Origin of the sequence: Methylomonas sp. DH-1, assembly GCF_046097555.1 — a bacterium.
In the GTDB taxonomy this organism is placed as follows: domain Bacteria; phylum Pseudomonadota; class Gammaproteobacteria; order Methylococcales; family Methylomonadaceae; genus Methylomonas; species Methylomonas koyamae.
Genome location: NZ_CP143089.1, coordinates 4481254 through 4503160, shown reverse-complemented (window position 1 = coordinate 4503160; position 21907 = coordinate 4481254). Strand labels below are relative to the sequence as shown.

At 59.4% G+C, this 21907-nt stretch carries 15 protein-coding genes; 13 read left to right on the top strand and 2 right to left on the bottom strand.

The genetic code is table 11. From position 1 onward, the window contains the following. The first annotated feature begins 15 nt into the window (after window positions 1-15). Window positions 16-474: a hydrogenase maturation protease gene (locus VXJ35_RS20580; protein WP_064022990.1), complete on the top strand. Its 459-nt coding sequence runs from the start codon at window positions 16-18 to the stop codon at window positions 472-474. Next, window positions 467-3091 carry an EAL domain-containing protein gene (locus VXJ35_RS20575; protein WP_064022989.1) on the top strand — a complete coding sequence of 875 codons (2625 nt, stop codon included), beginning with the start codon at window positions 467-469 and terminating at the stop codon, window positions 3089-3091. Before VXJ35_RS20580 ends, VXJ35_RS20575 begins: the two co-directional genes overlap by 8 nt. 167 nt (window positions 3092-3258) lie before the next feature. Here VXJ35_RS20575 and VXJ35_RS20570 read toward each other — a convergent pair whose 3' ends face one another. Continuing rightward, window positions 3259-3417, bottom strand: coding sequence for a hypothetical protein (locus VXJ35_RS20570; protein WP_197488498.1), 159 nt, complete (start codon window positions 3415-3417; stop codon window positions 3259-3261). A gap of 433 nt (window positions 3418-3850) precedes the next feature. Here VXJ35_RS20570 and VXJ35_RS20565 point away from each other — a divergent pair, with 433 nt between their 5' ends. The 4 genes from VXJ35_RS20565 to VXJ35_RS20550 are packed head-to-tail and all read left to right on the top strand — an operon-like array spanning window position 3851 to window position 7858. Next, window positions 3851-4843, top strand: coding sequence for a spore photoproduct lyase family protein (locus VXJ35_RS20565; protein ID WP_064023625.1), 993 nt, complete (start codon window positions 3851-3853; stop codon window positions 4841-4843). After that, the gene (locus VXJ35_RS20560) at window positions 4831-5544 is read left to right on the top strand and encodes an SDR family oxidoreductase (protein ID WP_064022988.1); all 714 of its coding nucleotides are present in this window, start codon (window positions 4831-4833) and stop codon (window positions 5542-5544) included. The genes VXJ35_RS20565 and VXJ35_RS20560 overlap by 13 nt, the downstream gene beginning before the upstream one ends. Before the next feature lie 2 nt (window positions 5545-5546). After that, window positions 5547-7148, top strand: coding sequence for an NAD-binding protein (locus tag VXJ35_RS20555; RefSeq protein ID WP_064022987.1), 1602 nt, complete (start codon window positions 5547-5549; stop codon window positions 7146-7148). Next, window positions 7145-7858: a TrkA family potassium uptake protein gene (locus VXJ35_RS20550; protein ID WP_064022986.1), complete on the top strand. Its 714-nt coding sequence runs from the start codon at window positions 7145-7147 to the stop codon at window positions 7856-7858. Before VXJ35_RS20555 ends, VXJ35_RS20550 begins: the two co-directional genes overlap by 4 nt. 14 nt (window positions 7859-7872) lie before the next feature. On the opposite strand, the gene VXJ35_RS20545 is transcribed toward VXJ35_RS20550, so the two are convergent. Next, window positions 7873-9093: a potassium/proton antiporter gene (locus VXJ35_RS20545; RefSeq protein WP_064022985.1), complete on the bottom strand. Its 1221-nt coding sequence runs from the start codon at window positions 9091-9093 to the stop codon at window positions 7873-7875. Between the two features lie 300 nt (window positions 9094-9393). On the opposite strand from VXJ35_RS20545, the gene VXJ35_RS20540 reads away from it, so the two are divergent. From VXJ35_RS20540 to VXJ35_RS20510, 7 genes are all read left to right on the top strand, one after another. After that, window positions 9394-9900: a disulfide bond formation protein B gene (locus VXJ35_RS20540; protein WP_064023624.1), complete on the top strand. Its 507-nt coding sequence runs from the start codon at window positions 9394-9396 to the stop codon at window positions 9898-9900. A 353-nt stretch (window positions 9901-10253) separates the two neighbouring features. Beyond that, window positions 10254-12455, top strand: a complete 2202-nt coding sequence (locus VXJ35_RS20535) for a primosomal protein N' (RefSeq protein ID WP_064022984.1) — start codon at window positions 10254-10256, stop codon at window positions 12453-12455. A 174-nt stretch (window positions 12456-12629) separates the two neighbouring features. Continuing rightward, window positions 12630-13382, top strand: coding sequence for a DUF5765 domain-containing protein (locus VXJ35_RS20530; protein ID WP_054763480.1), 753 nt, complete (start codon window positions 12630-12632; stop codon window positions 13380-13382). 3 nt (window positions 13383-13385) lie between these two features. Beyond that, a complete protein-coding gene (locus VXJ35_RS20525; RefSeq protein ID WP_054763479.1) occupies window positions 13386-14057 on the top strand; it encodes an NAD(P)H-dependent oxidoreductase in 672 nt (223 codons plus the stop codon). A gap of 253 nt (window positions 14058-14310) precedes the next feature. Then, window positions 14311-16461 carry a TonB-dependent siderophore receptor gene (locus VXJ35_RS20520; protein WP_064022983.1) on the top strand — a complete coding sequence of 717 codons (2151 nt, stop codon included), beginning with the start codon at window positions 14311-14313 and terminating at the stop codon, window positions 16459-16461. A 60-nt stretch (window positions 16462-16521) separates the two neighbouring features. Further along, window positions 16522-17451, top strand: a complete 930-nt coding sequence (locus VXJ35_RS20515) for an ABC transporter substrate binding protein (RefSeq protein WP_064023623.1) — start codon at window positions 16522-16524, stop codon at window positions 17449-17451. A 5-nt stretch (window positions 17452-17456) separates the two neighbouring features. Beyond that, complete coding sequence (locus VXJ35_RS20510) at window positions 17457-21896, top strand: EAL domain-containing protein (protein WP_064022982.1); 4440 nt, start codon at window positions 17457-17459, stop codon at window positions 21894-21896. Window positions 21897-21907 lie beyond the last annotated feature (11 nt).

Here is a 21907-nt window from a genome sequence, read left to right as displayed (position 1 = left end):
CCGCCTATTGCCGCGATGATGCGCCACATTCTGTGTTTCGGTAATCCCTTGCATGGCGACGACGGCTTCGGGCCGGCCGTTTACCAGCGCTTGGCCCAGTTGCCGTTGGCGGCGGACGTGCGCCTGTTCGATGCCGGTACGCCCGGCCTTGCCGCGCTGGCGCTGTTCCGGGATTGCGCCGAGGCGGTCGTCGTCGATGCGCTGGCTCCGGCCGGCCATCCCGGCAGGTTGTTGGAGCTGGCGGCGGCAGCCATTCCGCTGGAGTCGTCGGCGGCCGGCCACGGGCACGGTGTCGGCTATCTGCTGGCGGCGTTGGCGGTAATGCCGGAACCGGCGCCGACGGTGCGCATTGTCGGCGTCGAAGTCGCCGCCGTGGAGCCTTTCCGGCCGGGCTTGTCGGCACCGGTCGCCGCGGCCGTGGAACGCGCGGTGGCTTTGCTCAGCTTTTATTTCGCTCCGCAACACCATGAATGAAGCGGCATTGCAGCAGGAACTGGCGCGGTTGCGGACCGAATTGGAAGCCTTGCGCCTGGCCAACGCCGCGTTGGAGCAGCAAATGAGCCGGGATGCCGAGCGTACCGACGAGATGCTGCGGGCGCTGGAATCGCACGGCAATGCGTTACGCGAAGCCAACCAGCGTTACCAGAGCCAAAGCAATTTCATCCAACGGGTGATGGACAGCACCGGCGCCTTGATGATCGTACTCGGCCCGGACGGGCGCTTACTTCGGATCAATCAGCAATGTGCGCAGGAACTGGCCGCTGTAGACGCGGAGCCCGAACCGGCCGTTGCCGACGCTTGGCTGCATCCGGCGGAACGCCAAAGCCTGGCCGCAGAGCTGGGTAGCCTGCCTTGGCCGGTGCATTCGCCGTTATTCGAGACGGTGCGCTGCCGGGGCGATTATGCGGCCGAGCACCGTTTGCGCGGCCGCGACGGGCGTTACCGGCATTATTGGCTCAAGGGCAGCGTGCAGCATAATCCGCAGGGTAAGGAAGAAGGCGCCGTGATCTGCGCCACCGACATCACGGTGTTGAAGCAACAGCAGGAGCGCTTGCGCCGCAGCGAAAGCCTGTTGAAAGAGGCCCAGCACATCGCCCAACTGGGCCATTGGGAGCTGGATTTGGCCAGCGGCCGCCTGACCTGGTCCGAGCAGGTCTACCGGATTTTCGAATTGACCCGGACCGAGCCGCCGCACAGCTACCAAGCGTTTTTGGCGTTGGTGCATCCGGAGGATCGGGAGCAGGTCGATCGCGCCTACCAAGCTTCGCTCGCCAACAGCCAGCCTTACGATATCCAACACCGCCTGCAATTCGCCGACGGCAGCATCAAATGGGTGCACGAGCGCTCGCAGAATTATTACGCGGCCGACGGCCGGCCGCTGCGTTCGGTCGGCACGGTGCAGGACATTACCGAGCAACACATTGTCGACGAACAACTGCGCTTGGCTGCCAGTGTGTTCGACAACAGCCTGAACGCGATTTTGATCACCGACGCCAAGGCCCATATTTTGAAAGTCAACCGGGTGTTCAGCGAGGTGATGGGCTACAAGCCGGACGAGGTGATCGGCCGCAAGCCCAACCTGTTCAAGTCCGGCCACCACGGCAAACGCTTCTACCAGGAGCTATGGAGCTCGCTGAAACGCGAGGGCAAATGGCAAGGCGAGATCTGGGACCGGCGCAAAGACGGCGAACTGATTCCGCTGTGGCAGAACATATCGTCGGTGCGCGACAGCGAGGGCCGGGTGATTCGCTATATCAGCGTGTTTTACGATCTGAGCGAGCAAAAACAAAGCGCCGAACACATCCATTATCTGGCGTATTACGACGCCTTGACCGATCTGCCGAATCGGCAACATTTCCAGGAACGTTGCGAGCATAGCCTGGAACGGGCGCGCCGCGACCAACAAACGCTGGCCTTGCTGTTTTTGGACTTGGACCGGTTCAAACACGTCAACGACAGCCTCGGGCATCCGGTCGGCGACGAACTGCTGCGGATGACTGCACAACGATTGAAAGATAGCTTGCGCCAGGGCGACACTGTGGCGCGCCTGGGCGGCGACGAGTTCATCATTCTGCTGGAAAACCATCCCAGCATCAGCGATACCGAAAAAGTCGCCGCCAAGATTTTGCAGGCCTTGGCCCGGCCGTTTCCGGTGCAGGGGCATAAGCTGGAAATCGGTACCTCGATCGGCATCAGCCTTTATCCCGACGATGGTGAGGACTACACGACGCTGATCAAGCATGCCGATCTGGCGATGTACCAGGCTAAAGAACGCGGCCGCGGCAATTTTCAGTTTTTCGAAGCGCACTTGACCGAGCGGGCCAGGGAGCGCCTGTTTTTGGAAGGCGAATTGCGCGAGGCGCTGAACCAGGGCGAATTGCAAGTCCACTACCAGCCTCAGTATTCGCTGGCGGACGGCCGCTTGATCGGAGCTGAGGCATTGCTGCGCTGGTGCCATCCGGACAGATGCATGATTCCGCCGGACAAATTCATCGCGATCGCCGAAGATTCCGGCTTGATCGTACCGATCGGCGAATGGGTGTTGCGCACTGCCTGCCGCCAGGCCAAGATTTGGGCGGAAGCCGGCAAAGGTTTTCAGCGGATGGCGGTCAATCTGTCGGGAGCGCAGATCGAGCGTAGCGACGTGTTGGCTGCGGTCGGGCGGATTTTGGCGGAAACCGGCCTGGCGCCGCAGCATCTGGAGCTGGAAATAACCGAGACCTACATCATGCGCCAGGCTGAGCGCAATATTCAGGTCATGGAAGCCCTGCGCGACCTCGGCCTGACGCTGGCTATCGACGATTTCGGTACCGGCCAGTCGTCGTTGAGCTATTTGAAACGCTTGCCGGTCGACAAATTGAAAATCGACCGCTCCTTTGTGATGGACATACCGCAAGACGCCAACGATAGCGCCATCACCCGCTCGATACTGGCCCTGGGCCACAGCCTGCGGCTGACGGTATTGGCGGAAGGCGTCGAAACCGCCGAACAACTGGCGTTTTTGCAGGAACTGGCCTGCGACGAGGCGCAAGGCTATTACTTCAGCCGGCCGCTGGATGCGGCGAGTTTCGCTGGGTTGTTATCCGGCTGAGCGCGATGGAGGCGATGCGGCCGGCGCAACCGTCAATGGTCGGATAGGAAATCGAACCGGGAATGGCTTTTGATAAGACCTGGCGGAGTGGTCAAAAAGAGCCCCCACTTTGAGCAAAAGTGGGGGCCATAGAGCTTACTTCTTCACAACGAGGAGGCACATCAAAATCAGATGCGTACCGGTTTGGCCGGGCGCAGGTTGGCTGTCAACGACGCGGTGCCGAACAGCATGGTGGACAAGATGAATTGTCCGGAAACGAAACTCAGCACGCCGCCGATAAAAAACAAGCCGGTGGCAATATCGCGATAGAACGTCGGGGTATTCATTTTTGGCTCCTTCGATCGGCGGGATCGGTTAATGTCGGCGTTGGGTTAACTATATGTCCTGTTTTTTCGGTTTACAATGCTGCAAAAAATTCATTTATTATTTCTTTTAGAGAAACAAGTCCGCTGTTGCAGATCCGGTTATTTGGAGTAAGATTCAAAAGTTAGCCGGCACCCGCTCCCTTCAGTTGCAACGTTTTCGTCGTGTTTGCCGTTGCCGGCGGCTCGAATCCGGCAACGCATTGGTTTTTCTCCAACCGCCTTTTTTTTCGATGGATCGACAACGTATTGCTGTCCGGACAGAACACGTCTGTATGGCATGCGCTATTGTCTCCGGCGCTGCCGACCGCTAAGTTCGTTCCCGGTCGCCGGCCGTAACCGGCAGGCCGCGCATCCTTTATAATGTCCGGCCAATCCCGCCTGCTTGCCGTTGCCGATGATAGACACCTTGTACATCGAATCCGCTGTCGAACTTCATCCGCGTACTCAGGCGATTCGGGCCCGTTTTCCGAAGGCGCGAACCGTATATTGCGAGCGCTTCGGCGAGGTGTTCAATCCCAAGGCGCAGAATTTTCGGTTGCAAAAACAACGCCCGGCGCTGATTTTGGCCGAGAAATTCCAGAAGTTTGCGTTGCCGGCGCCAGCCGGCTACGGCATCGGCGGCCGGCGCAATTACTATTTCTCCCACATGCTGAATTGCCTGTACGACTGCCGCTATTGCTTTCTGCAGGGCATGTACCAGTCGGCCAATTACGTGTTGTTCGTCAATTACGAGGATTTTCAGGCGCGGATTCGCGAGATTTGCGCCGAAACGCCGGATGAAGACGTGTATTTTTTCTCCGGCTACGATTGCGACAGCCTGGCCTTCGAGCCGGTCACCGGTTTTGCCGAACAGTTCTTGCCGGCATTCGCCGAATTGCCGAACGCCTGGTTGGAACTGCGCACCAAGAGCACTCAGATCAGGACGTTGCTGCATCGGCAACCGTTGGCGCGTTGCGTGGTGGCGTTCAGTCTGGCGCCGGATGCCGTGGCCGGCAAAGTCGAAGCCAAAGCACCGCCGGTCGCCAAACGTATCGAGGCGGCGGCGAAATTGCAGCGGCAGGGCTGGCCTATCGGTTTGCGTTTCGATCCGGTGATCTACCAGCACGACTACCGGCGGCTTTACCGGGAGTTATTCGACCGGGTGTTTGCCGAGCTCGATGCGTCCAAACTGCATTCTGCCAGTCTGGGCCTGTTCCGCTTACCGGAGCACTACTTCAAGAAAATCCATAAGCTGTACCCGGACGAAAAATTGTTTGCCAGCCCGTTTCAAACCGCCGCCGGCATGGTGAGCTACCGGGCCGATCTGGAGCAGGCGATGATGGCCGACTGCAGCCGGATGTTGCTGGAATACATGCCGCAAGAACGGTTTTTTCCATGCAGCCCGTAAAGCGCAGCGTGCTGGTCACCGGCGCCAGCTCCGGCATCGGCCGTGCGCTGGCGAGGCGGCTATTGGACCAAGGCCATAGCGTGGTCGGCGTGTCGCGCGATTGCCGGCGGTTTGCGACCGAGCACCCCGGTTTTTCCGCGGTCGAACTGGATTTGGCCGAGCTGGAACGGCTACCGGCCGCCGCCAAACAAATACAGTTGCAGGCGCCGGAACTGGACACGGCGATATTTGCCGCCGGCTACGGCCAGTTCGGCGGCTTGGAGCAATTTTCCGCCGCGCAGATCGAACGGCTGATGACGGTCAACTTCACGGCCCAGGCCTGTCTGACCCGGTTGCTGTTGCCGAATCTGAAACGGCGGCCGTTCGCCAATCTGGTCTACATCGGTTCCGAAGCGGCCCTGAAAGGCAGCCGCAACGGCAGTATTTACTGCGCCAGCAAATTCGCGTTGCGCGGCTTCAGCCAGGCCTTGCGCGACGAATGCGGCAAGAGTTCGGTGCGGGTGTCGCTGGTCAATCCGGGTATGGTCGATACCGAGTTCTTCGAGCGTTTGGGCTTCATGCCCGGCAAGCAGGCCGGCCAAGCCCTGCGTGCCGACGATGTGGCCGATGCCGTGCTATACATCCTGCAGGCCGGGCCGCATTGCGTCATCGACGAAATCAATCTGAATCCCGCCAGCAAAGTCATCGAATTTAAAAAATAAGCATGTTCGCCAAACTCGTCGTTTATTGCGCGTATTACCTGAAAGCGGCGCACTGGTACAAGGCCAGCAAAGCCTTCTTTTTCGAGCTATTGGAAAACCGGCAGAGCCACCGCAAAAAATACTTCGATGCGACGATGATTTTGTTGCTGGTGTTGAGCGTGATCTTTTTGATCTACGACATCGAACATGCCGACAGCAAGATGGGCGGCTATTTCGAACTGGCGATTTTGATGGTGTTCATCGCGGAATACCTGGTCAGGGGTTGGATTTATTCCGACACCTACAAGATCGTGATCGAAGAATACGAAAAAGCCCTGTATCTGAACCTGCCGTTCAAGCTGTCCGGGATTTACAAAAAACTGGTCGCCAAGGATCTGGAGTACGTCAGCTCGGCCTTTGCCGTGATCGATGTGTTGGCGATTCTGCCCAGCTACCGGCCATTGGACATTCTGCGGATTTTCATCATCTTCCGTTTGTTCAAGCTGTTCCGCTATTCCGACAGCGCCAAATTGTTCGCCGACGCCTTGGCCAGCAAACGCTTCGAACTGACTACGCTGCTGATCTTTACCTGCTTTTTGGTATTCATCGCCAGCGTGTCGATCTATATGTTCGAGTACCGGAACAACGCCGGCATCAACACCTTGTTCGATGCGTTTTATTGGACCATCGTCACGCTGGCCACGGTCGGATTCGGCGACATTACCCCGCAAACCGCCGGCGGGCGCTGGGTGACGATTTTTCTGATTCTGGCCAGTTTGGGCGTGCTGTCGTTCTTCACCTCGATTCTGATCGCCGCCTTCAGCGAGAAAATGTTGTCGGTACGGGAGAGCCGCACCTATGCCGCATTGGAGCATTTCGACAACTTCATCATCATTTGCGGTTTCGGCCGAGTCGGCCAGGAAATCGCCCGCCATTTGCACGAAGAGCAAAACCGGTTCGTGGTCATCGACAAATCGCCGGAGAAAGTGGCCTTGGCGAAATTGCGCGGTTACCTGGCGATAGAAAACGATGCCAGTAATAACGCCGTCCTGTTGAATGCCGGCATTTGCCGCGGCGCTTCGGTCATTTTGTGCATTACCGGCGACGACGTGGTCAACGTTTACATCACGCTGACCAGCCGGCACTTGAATAAGGGGCTGCGCATCATTTCCCGCGCCAACCGCCACGACAACGTCAACAAGTTGTACCAGGCCGGTGCCAACCAGGTAATCCGGCCGTTCGAAATCGCCGGCATGTTGGCCGCCGAGTTCGTCGGCCAGCCGGTGGCGTTCGAGGCCATTTCCGGCATTCTGCAAAGCCAGAGCGATATCGTCATGGAGTCGGTATTGGTTAGCGAGAAATCGCCGTTGGAGGATCAAAATATCGGCCAGCTCGATCTGGAACAACGCAAATTAACCCTGCTCGGCGTGATCAGCGCCAACCCGATTCATTTGAAACACAAGAACAAATACCAAGTGAACCAGCAGCATTTTTATTTCAACCCGGCCGAACAGTTCATCTTGCGCCACGGCGATATTCTGGTGTTGCTGGGGCGCAAATTCGGCATCGACCATTTTCGCGACCAGGTCGAACGACGCCGGTTATTCGCCAGGAAGCCGGCATGAAACAGATTGCCGTGTTCGGTTACAACCGGCTGTCGTTCGAAGCTATCAGCCGGCTGGATAAGGAGTTTTACCGGATCGTCGTCATAGACCACGACCCGGCCAAGGCCGCGTTGGCGCGGGAAAACGGCTTCGAGACCGCCAATATCGATTTTCGCAGCGACGACGATCTGCGGTTGGCCGGCATCGGCGGGCATATCGATACCTTGTTTTGTTTTTTCGATACCGATTCGGAAAACGTGTTCTTGACGCTGTCGGCGCGGGCGCTGGACCCGAATCTGAACATCGTCGCCATCGTCGATAGCCCGGAATCGGCCGAAAAGCTGATTGCGGCCGGCGCCAACAAAATCATCGACCCTTACGAAATCTGCGGCCGCAAGATACACGACATGTTGAGGAGGCCCGATATTGCCGAACTTTTCGACCATACCGTGTTCGGCCGCCACGATTTACACCTGGCCGAAGTAGCGATTCCGGAGAACAGCTTTCTGGAAAACATGCACGCCAGCCAGTTGGAACTGGGTTCGCAATACGGTTTGCTGCTGATCGGCATCGTCAATAAACGGATCGGCGACCGCTTGCATTTTGTTGGCGAGGACATCGACCGCCGGCTCAACGTCGGCGACATTTTGGTGATTTTGGGGCCTTCGCGGGAAATTAGAGCCTTCAAGCAAGACGTCGAAAACGAGTATTGCCACCTGGATCCCAAGTAGCCAGGGGCCTGCGGTTAGCGCTTCTCGGCCAAGCCCAGCCACCGCGCAAACGCGGCCAGCGAAAAGCCCTGGATCAGCACCGACATCACCACGATAAAGCTGATCAACACAAAGATTTCGCCGGCTTCGTCGGTGCCGGCCGCCAGTGGAAAAGTCGCGAGCACGATCGGCACCGAGCCGCGCAGGCCGACCCAAGACACCAGCAGTTTTTCCTTGAAGCTGACTTTGGCCCAGAACAGGCTGATGAATACGCTGGCCGGGCGCGCCACAAACATCAAAAACAAGCTGATCGCCACGGCGACGCTGGCTAAGGCCGGCAGTTCGGCACGGTAAGGCACCGACAGCATGCCCAGCGTTAAAAACATGATGATTTGCATCAGCCAGGCGAAGCTGTCGTGAAAGGCATTGATGTAATGCTGGTGGATGACCTTGCGGTTACCGGCGACGATGCCGGCGACGTAAACCGCCAAAAAGCCGTTGCCTTGCATAAAAGTGGCGACCGCGTAAGTCAGCAATACCAGGGCTATCGAGGCGATGGCATACAGGCCGGCCGAGCTCAAACCCAAGCGATTGAGCAGCCAGACCATGAAATGGCCGGCGCCGTAACCCACGGCGACGCCGATAGTCAATTGGATCGCCAAAAAGCTGCCTCCCTGGAGCAGCGATGCCTCGCCGCCGGTGGAATAATTGAGCAAGCTGACCGTCAGCAATACCGCCATCGGGTCGTTGCTGCTGGATTCGAGTTCCAGCAGCGGTTGCAATTTGCCTTTCAGGGCAATGTGGCTGGAGCGTAGCACCGAAAACACCGCCGCCGCGTCGGTGGACGAGACGATAGCCGCCAGTAACAAGCCCTGCTGCAGGCTAATGCCGTGCACCCCCAGCGAAAAGGTGCTAAACGAGCCCAAAATGAACCAGGCAAAACTGCCCAGCAACAGCATCGTGATAAAAACGCCAAACGTCGATAGGCACAGCCCCTGCCACAACACCGGCCGAATGTTGGACCAATGCGAATCCAGGCCGCCGGTGAACAGAATAAATATCAGCGCGAAATCGCCGATAAACTTGGCAATTTCCGGGCTGCGCAATTCCGGGCCGCCGAATTCGCCGATCAGCCAGCCGATCAACAGAAAGAACAGTAAGGACGGAATGCCGACCTTGGACGCCAACTTGCTGGAAAAAACGCTGATTAACAACAAACAGGCGCCAATCAGACTGGCTAATTCAACTGACGGCATCGGTGGTATCCTGTATTTCGGGTGTTCTGACGAATAAAACGCGGCCAATAAGCCGGGGTAATTGGCGGATAATGTTATCCGCAATTCGGGTTCGGAGCCGCACTTCCTGGCTCGGCCGGCGAAATGGGCGCCGGCCGGATTGCGGAAAATGGTTTCGGCGCCCGGGCACTGCCATTAAGTTTTAAACGGCAACCGCGCTTCTCGCGCCGGCGGCTTCAAAACGGCATTGGGCCTGCCGGGGGCAAACCGGCCAGGCCGCACCTTAACCGATTCGTTCACTTTATTGGAATAAATTTGAGTATGAATTTTGAAAGACTAAGCCCCCGCCTGGGTTTTCTGCTGGGTTTTGCCGCTTGCGCCGGGCTACTGGGCGTCGGCGCGTATTTGCAATTCGTCGAAGAGCTGGAGCCTTGCCCGCTGTGCATTTCCCAGCGATTGGCAATCTTGGCGACCGGCGTCGTGTTCCTGTTGGCCGGCCTGCACAATCGCGGCCGCCGCATATATGCCGTAGCCGCCGCCGCGGTGGCTCTGGTTGGTGCCAGTATTTCCGCCAGGCATGTCTGGCTGCAGCATTTGCCGCCGGAAGAGGTGCCGGAATGCAGTCCCGGTTTGGAATACGTGTTTCAGCATTTTCCGCTGGCCGACACCATCAAACTGATGCTGACCGGGACCGGCGAATGCGCGAAAGTGGATTGGACGCTGTTGGGCTTCAGTATCCCGGCCTGGACCTTGCTGGCGTTTTTGCTGTTGGCGGCCTGGGCCGGATTGCAATTCGTTAACGGCGGCGGGCAGCCGGACAGGGAATAAGTGCCGCGCCGGGCGTTGCCGCCGCCGCGAGCGGCAGGTGTTGCTTGATCGCGTCGTATCGACACTGTCCTTCAACAGGTTATGCACAAAAACGGAGCAAGCGCCGCAGCCGCCGGTTTTCGCGGCCGCCGAGAAATAACACAGATTAATTTGTGGCGTAAGTCATTGATTTTAACTGGCAAATAAAGCTGGCTGAAATTTGCCCAATTTAAAGAATCTGTAATAAAAACCGACACTAAGCGGCGGCGGATACGCCTAATCCACAGAGTTATCCACAGATTTTGTGGGTAACTCGGGATTTTTCAATGCCGTTAAACACTTAGCGGTGCAATATCAAAAACGCCTCATCAAATATGTCCAACTGTGACGTTTCCGGCAAATTAATTCTGAAAGTTGCAACCCCCGTTCCGTTAGAACGCATTTTCGATTACCTGCCTCCGGAAGGTTGCGACGCTGCCGATTTGCGTCCGGGCAGCAGAGTCCTGGTGCCGTTCGGCAGGCGGCGCCAGGTCGGCGTGCTGTTGGCGGTGGCATCCGACTCCGATGTGGCCGTCGAGCGTTTGAAACCGGCGCTTGCGGTGCTGGACCCGGCGCCGCTGTTGTCCGAGACCGATCTGAAGCTGCTGCATTGGGCTGCCCGCTATTACCACCATCCGCTCGGCGAAGTGCTGGCCGCCGCGTTTCCGGTCGCGTTGCGCCAAGGCCGGCCGGCCGTGTTGGAGCTGCCCAAGGCTTACCAGCTGACTTCGGCCGGCCGGCAAACCGATTTGCAGCAATTAAGCCGGGCGCCGAAGCAACGGGCATTGCTTGCGCGCTTACAGGCCGGGATCTTGGCGGAGGCGGATCTGGCCGACTGCCGGCCGGCGTTGAAGGCCTTGTTGGACAAAGGTCTGGCCGAACGCTGCGAGCTGCCGCCAAGCGCTGCGGTAACGGAAGCCGAACCGGCCTTGGCCGCCAACGCCGAGCAGCAGGCGGCGATAGCCAGCGTCGCCGCCGGGCTCGGCCGGTTTTCGGTGTCGCTGTTGGAGGGCGTGACCGGCAGCGGCAAGACCGAGGTGTATATGCAGGTCATTGCCAGCGTCCTGGCGCAAGGCAAACAGGTGTTGGTGCTGCTGCCGGAAATCAGCCTGACGCCGCAATTGGAACAGCGTTTCCGCCGCCGCTTCGCCGTGGCAATGGTGGCGACCCACTCCAAACTCACCGACAACCAGCGCCTGCAAGCCTGGTTGAGCATGCAGCAAGGGCGGGCGGCGATCATGCTCGGCACCCGTTCCGCGTTGTTCACGCCGTTGCAACGGCCGGGCCTGATCATTCTCGACGAAGAGCACGACAGCTCCTTCAAGCAGCAGGAGGGCTTCCGCTTCTCGGCGCGCGACGTGGCCGTGGCCCGAGCCAAGATGCTGGATATTCCGGTGTTGCTGGGTTCGGCCACGCCGTCGCTGGAAAGTCTGGCCAATGTCGGCGAAGGCCGCTACCGCCTGCTGCATTTGCCGAACCGGGCCGGCGCGGCGGTAGCGCCGAGCTTTCAATTGCTGGATATCCGCAACAAGCGCCTGCAATCCGGCCTGTCCGAACCGTTGTTGGCGGAAATCCGCGCTGCATTGGACAACGGGCAGCAGGTATTGCTGTTCCTGAACCGGCGCGGTTACGCCCCGGTACAAATCTGCCACGGTTGCGGCTGGGTGTCGCGTTGCCGCCGCTGCGACGCCAATCTGGTGATCCATGCCGCCGAGCGTCTGTTGCGCTGCCACCATTGCGGCGCCGAGCATCCGTTGATCAAACTTTGCCCGGCTTGTAGCACCGGCGAATTGCAGGCGCTGGGGCTCGGCACCGAACGCATCGAACAGACCCTGGCCGAATTGTTTCCGCAGTGGAGCGTGGTGCGGCTGGACAAGGACACGACGCAACGTAAAGGCGCGTTGGAAGGTTATCTGGAGCAAATCCACGACGGCCGGGCCGACATCATCCTCGGCACGCAGATGCTGGCCAAGGGCCACCATTTTCCGGGCGTGACGCTGGTGGCGATTTTGGACATCGACAGCGGCCTGTTCAGCATCGATTTTCACGGTGCCGAGCGCCTGGCGCAGTTGATCGTGCAGGTGGCCGGCCGCGCCGGCCGGGCCGAACGGCCGGGCCGGGTGATTTTGCAGACCCGCCAGCCGCAACATCCGTTGCTGAACACGTTGTTACGGCAAGGTTACCGCGCCTTTGCCGATAGTGCCTTGCAGGAGCGGCGCCAGGCCGGCTTGCCGCCGTACAGCTATCAGGCCCTGTTTCGGGCGCAAGCCGGCGGCAGCGATGCGCCGCGCCGATTTCTGCAAGCCGTTTGCGCGGCGATTGCCGAGCTGGGCGCCGGCAGCACCCAAGTCTTGGGGCCGGTGGCGGCACCGATGGCGCGCCGCGCCGGCGCTTACCGTTACCAATTGCTGTTGCAAAGTCCGCGGCGCCAGGATCTGCATCGCTTGTTGGACCTTGTGCTGCCTCGGATTTACCTATTGCCGGAGGTTAAAAAAGTCCGTTGGTCGCTGGACGTCGACCCGCTGGATCTGTACTGAGCCGCCGGCAAAATCCGGCTTAACGGCTACGGTTTTATGTAATAATTTCGCCCCTTTGTGACCCGTTCACAATTAAAGCCATGGCTATCTTGGCCGTTTCGGCGCCGCGCGGCGCCGAGTTGGAACAGGTATCCATACCTATAACTATAAAGTATAAAAAAGGGGTGTTTTCCGATGTGCTGGAGTGGAGAGGCGTCAGGTGTTTTGGCTGCCGCGGGTTTGGCAACCGCCGTTTACGTGGCGTACAAGGGCGAATCCAAAGAGCTGTGGATTCCGTTGACTTATTTTGCGTTGATGGAGCTGCTGCAAGCGGCGACGTACGTTTATATCGATTTATGCGATAACCCGAATAACCAGGTGTTGACCTTGCTCGGCTATCTGCATATCGCGTTTCAGCCGTTTTTCGTCAATATGGTGGCGATGTATTTCGTGCCGGAAAGCGTCAAGTTAAAGATCAAAACCACGGTCTATACGCTGTGCGCGATCAGTTCGCTGGCGATGCTGATCAAAATGTACCCGTTCGCCTGGGCCGGCGATTGCGTACCGGGTACCGAAGGCTTCTGCGGCACCCAAACTTGCTCCGTTTCCGGCGCTTGGCATATCGCCTGGCAAATGCCGTTGAACGGGCTGATGTCGCAGCCGGTGGAATGGCTGCTCGGCTTTAACTGGGGGTTGCACGCGTTTGCTTATATTCTGGCGGCGTTTTATTTGCCGATTATTTACGGCTCCTGGCGTTTCGTCGCCTTCCATTATTTGATCGGGCCGTGGATTTCCGACATCACCACCGACGATCCGAACGAGTATTGCGCGGTCTGGTGTTTGTTTTCGATTGCGCTGTGCGTGTCGGTGATCAAGACGCCGATCCGCAAACATCTGCACGTCACCAAGTGGCCGTTTTACCAACGCGAAGTCGGCGATAGCTTGTAAGCCATGACGATAGCCAAACAGGCCATTCTCGACGCCTTCCAATTCCGCCACGCCTGTAAAGAATTCGACGCCGAGCGCAAAATCGCCGGCGCCGATTTCGAGTTTATTCTGGAAACGGCCCGGCTGTCGCCGAGTTCGTTCGGACTGGAGCCGTGGCGGTTTCTGGTCGTACAAAATCCGCAATTGCGCGAAACGCTGCGCCAGTTTACCTGGGGCGGGCAAAAGCAATTGCCGACAGCCAGCCACGTGGTGCTGACCCTAGTGCGCAAGAGCCATTTCATGCGTTACGACAGCGCTTATTTGCAATACATGATGCGCGAAGTTCAGCACTATCCGGAAGACATCATTCAGTTGCGCAGCGGCCTGATCGAAAAATTCCAGCGCAGCGATTTCGATCTGCTCGGATCGGAACGCACGCTGACCGACTGGGCCACCCGGCAAACCTATCTGCCGCTGGCGAATATGATGACGGCAGCAGCGATGATCGGCATCGATTCCTGTCCGATAGAAGGTTTCGAACGCGCCGAAATCGAGCGGATTCTGGCCGAACAGGCCGGCGTCGATCTCGAACGCTGGGCGGCGGCTTACATGGTGGCTTTCGGCTACCGCAAAAATCCGCCGCCGCGGCCGAAAACCCGGCAAAGCTTGGCGCAAGTGGTGGAGTGGCTCGAATAAGCCGCCCCGGCTGCGCCCGCACCTTTCCCGCCCGGCGGCCGACCGTTCCGTCCGGCGTCTAATTCGCCGCCAGCGCCGCCGCTGGCGGCGCATCCCGGTCAAACCGCCACCAGTTCTCCGATATCGGCCGGCACCCGGCCGATTTAGTCTAAAATTGGCCGAACGTACAATCGGCGGGATCTTTGTTGTATCCTCGCTTGCCGTGGTGATCGATAACAATTAATTCAAAAAAGATTTCACCCAGGAGTTAGCCATGTCCCGCTTTCTGCTTTTCGCTGCGTGCGCCGCTTGCCTTGGCTCGACTGCCAAGGCGCAACCGGTGTCGACCGAAGAGGAAGAGCGGGCGCTGTCGCAAATATACGGCGGCGAGGAAATGGTCAGCATCGCCTCCGGCTACAAACAGCCGATTTCGCAAGCGCCGTCTATCGCCACGGTGATCAGCGCCGCCGATATCAAGGCCATCGGCGCCACCGACATCGACGAAGTCTTGGAAACCGTGCCCGGCTTGCATGTGCAACGCAACACCATCGGCTACAATCCGATCTATACCTTTCGCGGTATCTTCTCGCAGTTCAATCAACAGGTGTTGATGATGGTCAACGGTATCCCGATCACCAATTCCTATACCGGCAGCCGCAGCGAAGTTTGGGGCGGCATGCCGCTCCGCGATATCGCCCGGATCGAGGTGGTGCGCGGGCCGGGCTCCGCGGTTTACGGCGCCGACGCCTTTGCCGGCGTAATTAACATCATCACCAAAACCCGGCAGGACATCGACGGCAGCGAAATCGGCGGCCGCGTCGGCAGTTTCGATACCTACGACGGCTGGGCATTGCACGGCGCCGAGTGGGCCGGCTTCGACGTGGCCCTGGCCGTGGAGTACCACAATACCGCCGGCCAAAACGCGGTGGTCGATGCCGATTTGCAGAGCCAGTTCGACCGGCTGTTCGGTACCGGCGCCTCGCTGGCGCCGGGGCCGCTGAGCCTGTCGCGCGAAAACCTGGACGCCCGGGTCGATTTGGCGCGCGGCCGTTGGCGTTTTCGCGGCGGCCTGCAACACCGCGGCAATTTCGGGATCGGCTCCGGCGTGGCTCAGGCGCTGGATTCGACGGCCCGCTACGGCAGTGACCGCTGGAACGCCGATATCACCTACCAAAATACCGATATCGAAAATTGGGAATTAACCAGCCAGGCCAGTTATTTCGAAACCAGCCAGGAAATCGAACGCAACCTGACCTTGTTCCCGCCCGGCACTACCTTGCCGATAGGCGGCAACGGCCAAATCGGCGCCGGCGCGCCGGTGACCTTTCCCAACGGTTACATCGGCAATCCGGAAGTCTGGGAACGCCACGTCCGCATCAGCCAGATGCTGGCCTACAACGGTTTTAGCCGGCACCAAATCCGCAGCGGCGTCGGCTTCAACTACGACAGCCTGTTCCAGGCCCGCGTCAGCCAGAACTTCGGCATCGATCCGGGCTCCGGGCTGCCGATACCGTCGTTGCCGGGGATTCCGCTGATCGACGTGTCCGGCACCGCGTCCACCTTCATCCCGGAAGTCGACCGTAAAATCGCCTACCTGTTTTTTCAGGACCAGTGGAATTTTGCTAACGACTGGACCCTGACCGCCGGCGCCCGCTACGACCGCTATTCCGATTTCGGCAACACCTTCAATCCCAGGGCGGCCTTGATCTGGCAGGCCGATTACGACTTGACCGCCAAGCTGATGTACGGCTCGGCCTTTCGGGCGCCGTCGTTTCAGGAAATGTATATCCTGAACAATCCGGCCCAGATCGGCAATCCGCAACTAAAGCCCGAGACCATGGAGAATCTGGAATTGGGCTTCGATTACCGCCCGGCCGACGGCTTGCGCTTGGGGCTGAATTTTTTCGGTTATTGGTGGAAGGACATCATTCGCTTCGTGCCGGATAGCAATGCCACTACCGCCACCGCCCAAAACCGGGGCGTACAACAGGGTTACGGCGGCGAATTCGAAGCGGAATGGCAGGCGGCCGATAGTTTGAAACTAATCGGCAACTACGCCTACCAGCGCAGCCGCGACGAAACCCTGCACCACGATGCCGGTTACGCACCGCAGCACCAGCTTTATTTGCGGGCGAACTGGCAGTTTTTGCCTGATTGGACTTTTAGTCCCCAGGCCAAATTGATCGTCGGCCGCAGCCGCAGTTTCGGCGATACCCGCGAGCCGGTGGCCGACTATACCTGGGTCGATTTGACCCTGCGCCGGCAAAACTTGGCCAAGCATGTGGAACTGGCGTTCTCGGTGCGCAATTTATTCGACGTCGGCGCCCGCGAACCGAGTTTGGCCGGCAGCCCGCAGCCCGGCATCCCCAACGACTTGCCGTTGGCGCCGCGCAGTTTCTACGGCGAAATCAGCGTGAATTTTTGAGCGGCCGCAATCCCGACCGCCCGAATGCATAACCCAGGAGTGATTTTGTTGGACCGAGTAATGTTACCGATTTGGCTGGCGCTGGTTTTGGCGTGCAGCTTCACGAATGCGTTGGCGCAAACGCCGGCGGTGGGCATCGTGTATCCGGAAGTGCGCGAGCCCTACCGTTCGGTGTTCTTGGAAATCGCCCGCGGCATGGAGCAGGAACTGGGCCGGCCGGTTGCCCATTATTTACTGAGCGAGCGCGATACCTCGCCGGACCGATTGATCGCCGATTTGAAGAACGACCGCATCGACGTGGTAGTGACGCTGGGCCGGGCCGGGCTGGCCATGGCCAAGGGCCTGGTCGGCGTGTTACCGGTGGTGATCGGCGCCACCATCGTCCGGCCGGAGGAAGCGCCGCAGGGCTTGACCGGAATCAGCCTGACGCCGGCACCGGAAGCGATGTTCGACCAACTGAAAAAACTGGTGCCCAGCGTCAAGAAAATCACGGTGATTTACGATCCTCGCCAAACCGCCTGGGAGATCCGGCAGGCCGAACGCGCCGCGCAGGACCGCGGCCTGGTGTTGCAGGCGCAGCCCACCGCCAGCTTGCGGGATGCGTCGGATTCGTTCCGGCAGATCATGATCGATATTAAGGACAATTCGATTGCATTGTGGCTGCCGCGGGAAAATGCCGCGCTGGACGAGCAAGCCTTGTTCCCGGAAGTGCTGCGCGAGGCCTGGGAAAAGAACTTCGTGGTGTTTTCCAGCAACCTGGACCACGTCCGTAAGGGTGCGCTATTTTCGTTATACCCGGATAACTTCGGCATGGGCCGCAGTCTGGCCAATCTGGCCGTGCAGCAAATGCAACCGGGCGGCAAGCTCGAGCCGGTCAAATTACTCCGTGATTTGCTGGTGGCCGTCAATTTACGCACGGCCGAGCATCTGGGGCTGCAGTTCTCGAATCAAACGCGGCGGGAATTCGCGATGGTTTTCCCCACCCCGTAGGGCCGATGGCGTCGCTACCGAGCTTCCGCCTCGGGCGGACGAGTTTTCTGCAACAACTGACCGTGACGTTTACCTGCGGTCTGCTGGTAATCTCGTTATTGTCCTCGTTCGGCATATCGGCCTTGTCTTACGGCGTGGTCCGCGATAAATGGCTGGCACAGGGCCGGCAGTCGACCGAAGCCTTCGCCGCGCAAAGCGCATTGGCCTTGCTCTACGCCAGCCGGGAAAATGCCGAAGAGCCGGCCAAGCGGTTTCTGTCCTCGCCCGACGTGCGGGGAGTCGCGATTTACAACGCTAACCGCGAGGCCTTGCTCGAGCTGGGCGAATCGACCCAGCCGGCCGGCTCGGCCGCTTCGGTTTGGCCCGAAGCGCTGCAGTTAGTGGAGGAAACCGAGCAGGCCTGGTTTTTTGCCGCGCCGGTTTTTGCCCGTAGCGGCGGCGAACAGGCATCGCCGTTCGAAGCGCAAACCCCCAGCCCCGAATTGATCGGCTACGTCAGGTTGGCGATCGGCAAGCAATCGTTGCTGGCGATGAAGCGGCAGATCCAATTCGTGACGTTGCTGGTATCGGGCGGTGCGGCATTGGTGTTTTTCGTGTTTTTACTGGCCATGGCCCGGCGCTTGACGTTGCCGATCCAGCAATTGGCGAAGCGGATGGGCCGGGCCTCCGCCGGCGAAAAGAAGGTCAGGGCCAAATTGGCCGGGCCGCGCGATATTACCGACATGGGGGCGGCATTCAACGCCATGATGCAGGTGTTGGAAACCCGCGAGGAATTGTTGGAGCAGGCCAGAGACAAAGCCCTGGAGTCGGCCCGTTTGAAAGGCGAATTTGCCGCCAACGTCAGCCACGAGTTGCGCACGCCGCTGAATGCGGTACTCGGCATGCTGGAATTGCTGCAAGACATGGGACTGACGCCCAAGCAATTGGAATATTCGACGGTGGCGCGCAATGCCGGCGAGGCGCTGCTGAAGTTGATCGAGGATATTCTGGATTTTTCCCGGATCGAGGCGGGCATGTTGAAGTGCCAACCGACCGATTTTGTGTTGCACGAAACCTTGGACGAAGTCGTCGAACTGATGGCGGCTCAGGCCAGGCGCAAGAACCTGCGTTTAAGCTATACCATCGGCGAGCGCGTCCCCGCCGTGTTGCACGGCGAAGCCGGCCGCGTGCGCCAGGTACTGATCAATCTGGTCGGCAACGCGCTGAAATTCACCGAGCAGGGGGCTATCGAGCTTGGCGTCGAAGCGGAAGCGGCCGGCCAAGACCCACTGGTGTTGCGCTTCAGCGTGGCCGATACCGGCTTGGGCATCCCGGCAACGCTCCAAGACCGGATTTTCGATGCTTTCGTGCAAGCCGACGGTTCCAGCACTCGGCATTACGAAGGCGCCGGCTTGGGGCTGGCCATATGCCGGCAATTGGTGCAGTTGATGGGCGGGCGCATCGGCGTCGACAGCCGGCTCGGCCACGGCAGCCGGTTCTGGTTTAGCGTGCCGTTCGCCACCCCGCGCGGCAGCGCCGCCCTGGCCGCAGCGCGGCGGGAATGTTTCGCCGAACTGCGCATTTTGCTGGTTACCGACAACGAGCAAACCCGTAGCGTGCTGGCGAGCCATTTCGACGAGTGGCAAGTCGAGTACCGACATTCCGGTTTTACCGGCCGCATGAACCAAGTTTCCGACCCGGCGCCCAGCCAAGGCCAAACCTACCGCTTGATCGTGGCCGATATCGACACGGAAGCCGATTGGGAACGGCTCGAAGCCGTCGCCGCTGCCGCGGCTGAGGTGAACGCGAAAATCATTCTGTTGCACGATTCCGAGTACGAATCCCGGCTCGGTGATTTGGCCAATCTCGCCGCACGCTTGGCCAAACCGGTAAATCCAACCGATTTATACGGTCTGATTTTGAATGTCGGTTGCGGCCGGAATGCGGCGGACGGCGTCGCGGCGCCACCGGTAGCCGTGCTGCCGGCGTTGGCGCTGGATGTGCTGGTGGTGGAGGATAACCGCGCCGGACAAATGGTGGCGGCCGGCATGCTGGAGCGCTTGGGCTGCCGTTACCAAATTGCCGCTTCCGGTGCGGAAGCGCTGCAGCGCTTGGCATCCGACGCGTTCGACGTGGTATTGATGGATTGCCATATGCCCGGCGTCGACGGTTTCGAAGCCACGCGCCGGATCCGGGCGTGGCCGGATCCGTTGGGCCGGATACCGATCATCGCGATGACGGCCAACGCCCTGCGCGGCGACGAAGAACTATGCCGCGCTGCCGGCATGGACGATTTTCTGCCGAAACCGATCAAGTTGCAGGCGTTGCGGCAAAAATTAATCGGCCGCCTCGAAAACCGGCCGTTGCCGCTTGCTGCGGCCAGCGATGCCGCGCCTGCCGCTGCCGGGCCGGTTACTCTGGACCCCGACAAACTGGCGCAACTGCGCGCCGAAATCGGCGGTGCATACGGCAAAATGCTCAGTTTCTTTTTGGAGGATGCGCCGGCGCAAATCGAGCAAATCGCTCCGGCCCTGCGGGACACGGACCTGAGCCGCTTGCGCGAGCTGGCCCACAGTCTGAAAGGTGCCGCCCGGAATGTGGGTGCGGAAAAACTGGCCGCAATGGCCCGGCAATTGGAATTGGCGGCCGAAACCGGCGCTTTGGCCGAGGGTTCTGCCACGTTGGCCGAGGGCTTGCTCGCCGAATTTCGCGCGCTGGAACCGCTGCTGCGGGCGGAAATCGAAGCCGAGCCGGCCGCGGACAGTGCGTTGGCCCCGCTCGGGCCGCGGGTGTTGGTGGCCGACGACGACAGGGTTTTGCGGGTGGCTTTGCAGGACATCCTGCAGCAGGACGGTTATAGCGTCGATCTGGCCGTTACCGGCCGGCAGGCCGTGGCCTTGTGCGCCCGGCAAATGGCCGATCTGATTTTGATGGACGCGATGATGCCGGAAATGGACGGTTTCGCCGCTTGCAAAGCCATTCGCGCCTTGCCGCACGGGGCGGAGGTGCCGATTCTGATGATCACCTCACTGGAGAACGAACATTCGGTCGAATTGGCCTTTGCCACCGGCGCGAACGATTTTGTCCCGAAGCCGATTCATTTCACGGTGTTGCGCAAGCGCATCGCCCATCTGTTGAAAGCCAGCCAAAGCCAGCGCAGCCTGAACCAGCTCGCCTACCACGATACCTTGACCAATTTGCCCAACCGGGTGCAGTTTATGGAGCGCTTGAACCGGGTGCTGGCAAAGCCGGCAGCGCAGCCGCAAGCGCATGCGGTGTTGTTTTTGGATCTGGACCGTTTCAAATTGACCAACGACACGATGGGCCACGACGTCGGCGACATGATGTTAAAGGCCGCCGCCGAGCGAATTCAGGGTTGCGTCCGCCGCGAAGACATGGTGTCGCGCTTCGGCGGCGACGAGTTCATCCTGTTGCTGGAGCATATCGGCAATCCGCAGGCTGCGGCAGCGGTGGCGCAAAAAATCTGTAATGCCATTGCCAAACCGTTCGCGTTGATGGGGCAGGAGTTTTACATCAGCTCCAGTATCGGCATTTCCTTGTACCCTTACGACGGCAAGGACAGCGGCCTGCTGGTCAAGCACGCCGACACCGCGATGTACCGGGCCAAGGAGCAGGGCAATACCTTTTGTTTTTACGAACAGAGCATGGAATATGCGGTGTCCAGCAAATTGCGCCTGGAGAGCGATTTGCGCCGGGCCTTGCAGCGGCGGGAGTTCTTTCTGCATTACCAACCGCAGATCGATTTGGACTCCGGCCGCGTCATCGGCGCCGAGGCCTTGATCCGGTGGCGGCATCCGGAATTGGGCATGATCTCGCCCGACCAGTTTATCCCGGTGGCCGAGGAAATCGGCTTGATCGACGAGATCGGCGCCTGGGTGTTGCGCGAGGCTTGCCGGCAGAACCGGCTGTGGCAACAAAACGGCCACCCGCCTTTCGTCGTCGCGGTCAACGTGTCGGCCAAACAGTTGGACAGGGACGGTTTTGCCGATCAGGTGATTGCCATTCTGCACGAGTCCGGGCTGGCGGCCGAATATCTGGAATTGGAATTGACCGAAAGCCTGTTCATCCGCCATCCGGAGCAGAAACGCGAAATTCTGACGCGCTTGAAAGCCGCCGGCATGCAGATATCGATCGACGATTTCGGCACCGGTTATTCCAGTCTGAACCAACTGAAACATTTCGTATTCGACAAACTGAAAATCGACAAATCCTTCGTCGCCAACATCATGCACGACGCCGATGCCGCGGCGATCGTGCGGGTGATCATTTCGATCGCCGGGATTTTAAAGTTCGAGGTGATCGCCGAGGGCGTGGAAACCGCGGAGCAGGCCAGCTATTTGCGGCAAAACCATTGCAAACAGGCACAAGGCTATCTGTTCGGCAAACCGATGCCGGCGGAGGAGTTTTCGGCATTCATCGGCGGCAGCGGTCGGGACGGGCTATGACAGCTTCCCGA

Excerpts from the sequence above, each read along its gene's own strand:
- VXJ35_RS20560 (WP_064022988.1), top strand. The coding sequence starts at position 4,831 with ATGCAGCCCGTAAAGCGCAGCGTGCTGGTCACCGGCGCCAGCTCCGGC.
- VXJ35_RS20555 (WP_064022987.1), top strand. The coding sequence starts at position 5,547 with ATGTTCGCCAAACTCGTCGTTTATTGCGCGTATTACCTGAAAGCGGCG.
- VXJ35_RS20545 (WP_064022985.1), bottom strand. The coding sequence starts at position 9,093 with ATGCCGTCAGTTGAATTAGCCAGTCTGATTGGCGCCTGTTTGTTGTTA.
- VXJ35_RS20550 (WP_064022986.1), top strand. The coding sequence starts at position 7,145 with ATGAAACAGATTGCCGTGTTCGGTTACAACCGGCTGTCGTTCGAAGCT.
- VXJ35_RS20525 (WP_054763479.1), top strand. The coding sequence starts at position 13,386 with ATGACGATAGCCAAACAGGCCATTCTCGACGCCTTCCAATTCCGCCAC.
- VXJ35_RS20520 (WP_064022983.1), top strand. The coding sequence starts at position 14,311 with ATGTCCCGCTTTCTGCTTTTCGCTGCGTGCGCCGCTTGCCTTGGCTCG.
- VXJ35_RS20535 (WP_064022984.1), top strand. The coding sequence starts at position 10,254 with ATGTCCAACTGTGACGTTTCCGGCAAATTAATTCTGAAAGTTGCAACC.
- VXJ35_RS20530 (WP_054763480.1), top strand. The coding sequence starts at position 12,630 with ATGTGCTGGAGTGGAGAGGCGTCAGGTGTTTTGGCTGCCGCGGGTTTG.
- VXJ35_RS20565 (WP_064023625.1), top strand. The coding sequence starts at position 3,851 with ATGATAGACACCTTGTACATCGAATCCGCTGTCGAACTTCATCCGCGT.
- VXJ35_RS20510 (WP_064022982.1), top strand. The coding sequence starts at position 17,457 with ATGGCGTCGCTACCGAGCTTCCGCCTCGGGCGGACGAGTTTTCTGCAA.
- VXJ35_RS20580 (WP_064022990.1), top strand. The coding sequence starts at position 16 with ATGATGCGCCACATTCTGTGTTTCGGTAATCCCTTGCATGGCGACGAC.
- VXJ35_RS20570 (WP_197488498.1), bottom strand. The coding sequence starts at position 3,417 with ATGAATACCCCGACGTTCTATCGCGATATTGCCACCGGCTTGTTTTTT.
- VXJ35_RS20575 (WP_064022989.1), top strand. The coding sequence starts at position 467 with ATGAATGAAGCGGCATTGCAGCAGGAACTGGCGCGGTTGCGGACCGAA.
- VXJ35_RS20540 (WP_064023624.1), top strand. The coding sequence starts at position 9,394 with ATGAATTTTGAAAGACTAAGCCCCCGCCTGGGTTTTCTGCTGGGTTTT.
- VXJ35_RS20515 (WP_064023623.1), top strand. The coding sequence starts at position 16,522 with ATGTTACCGATTTGGCTGGCGCTGGTTTTGGCGTGCAGCTTCACGAAT.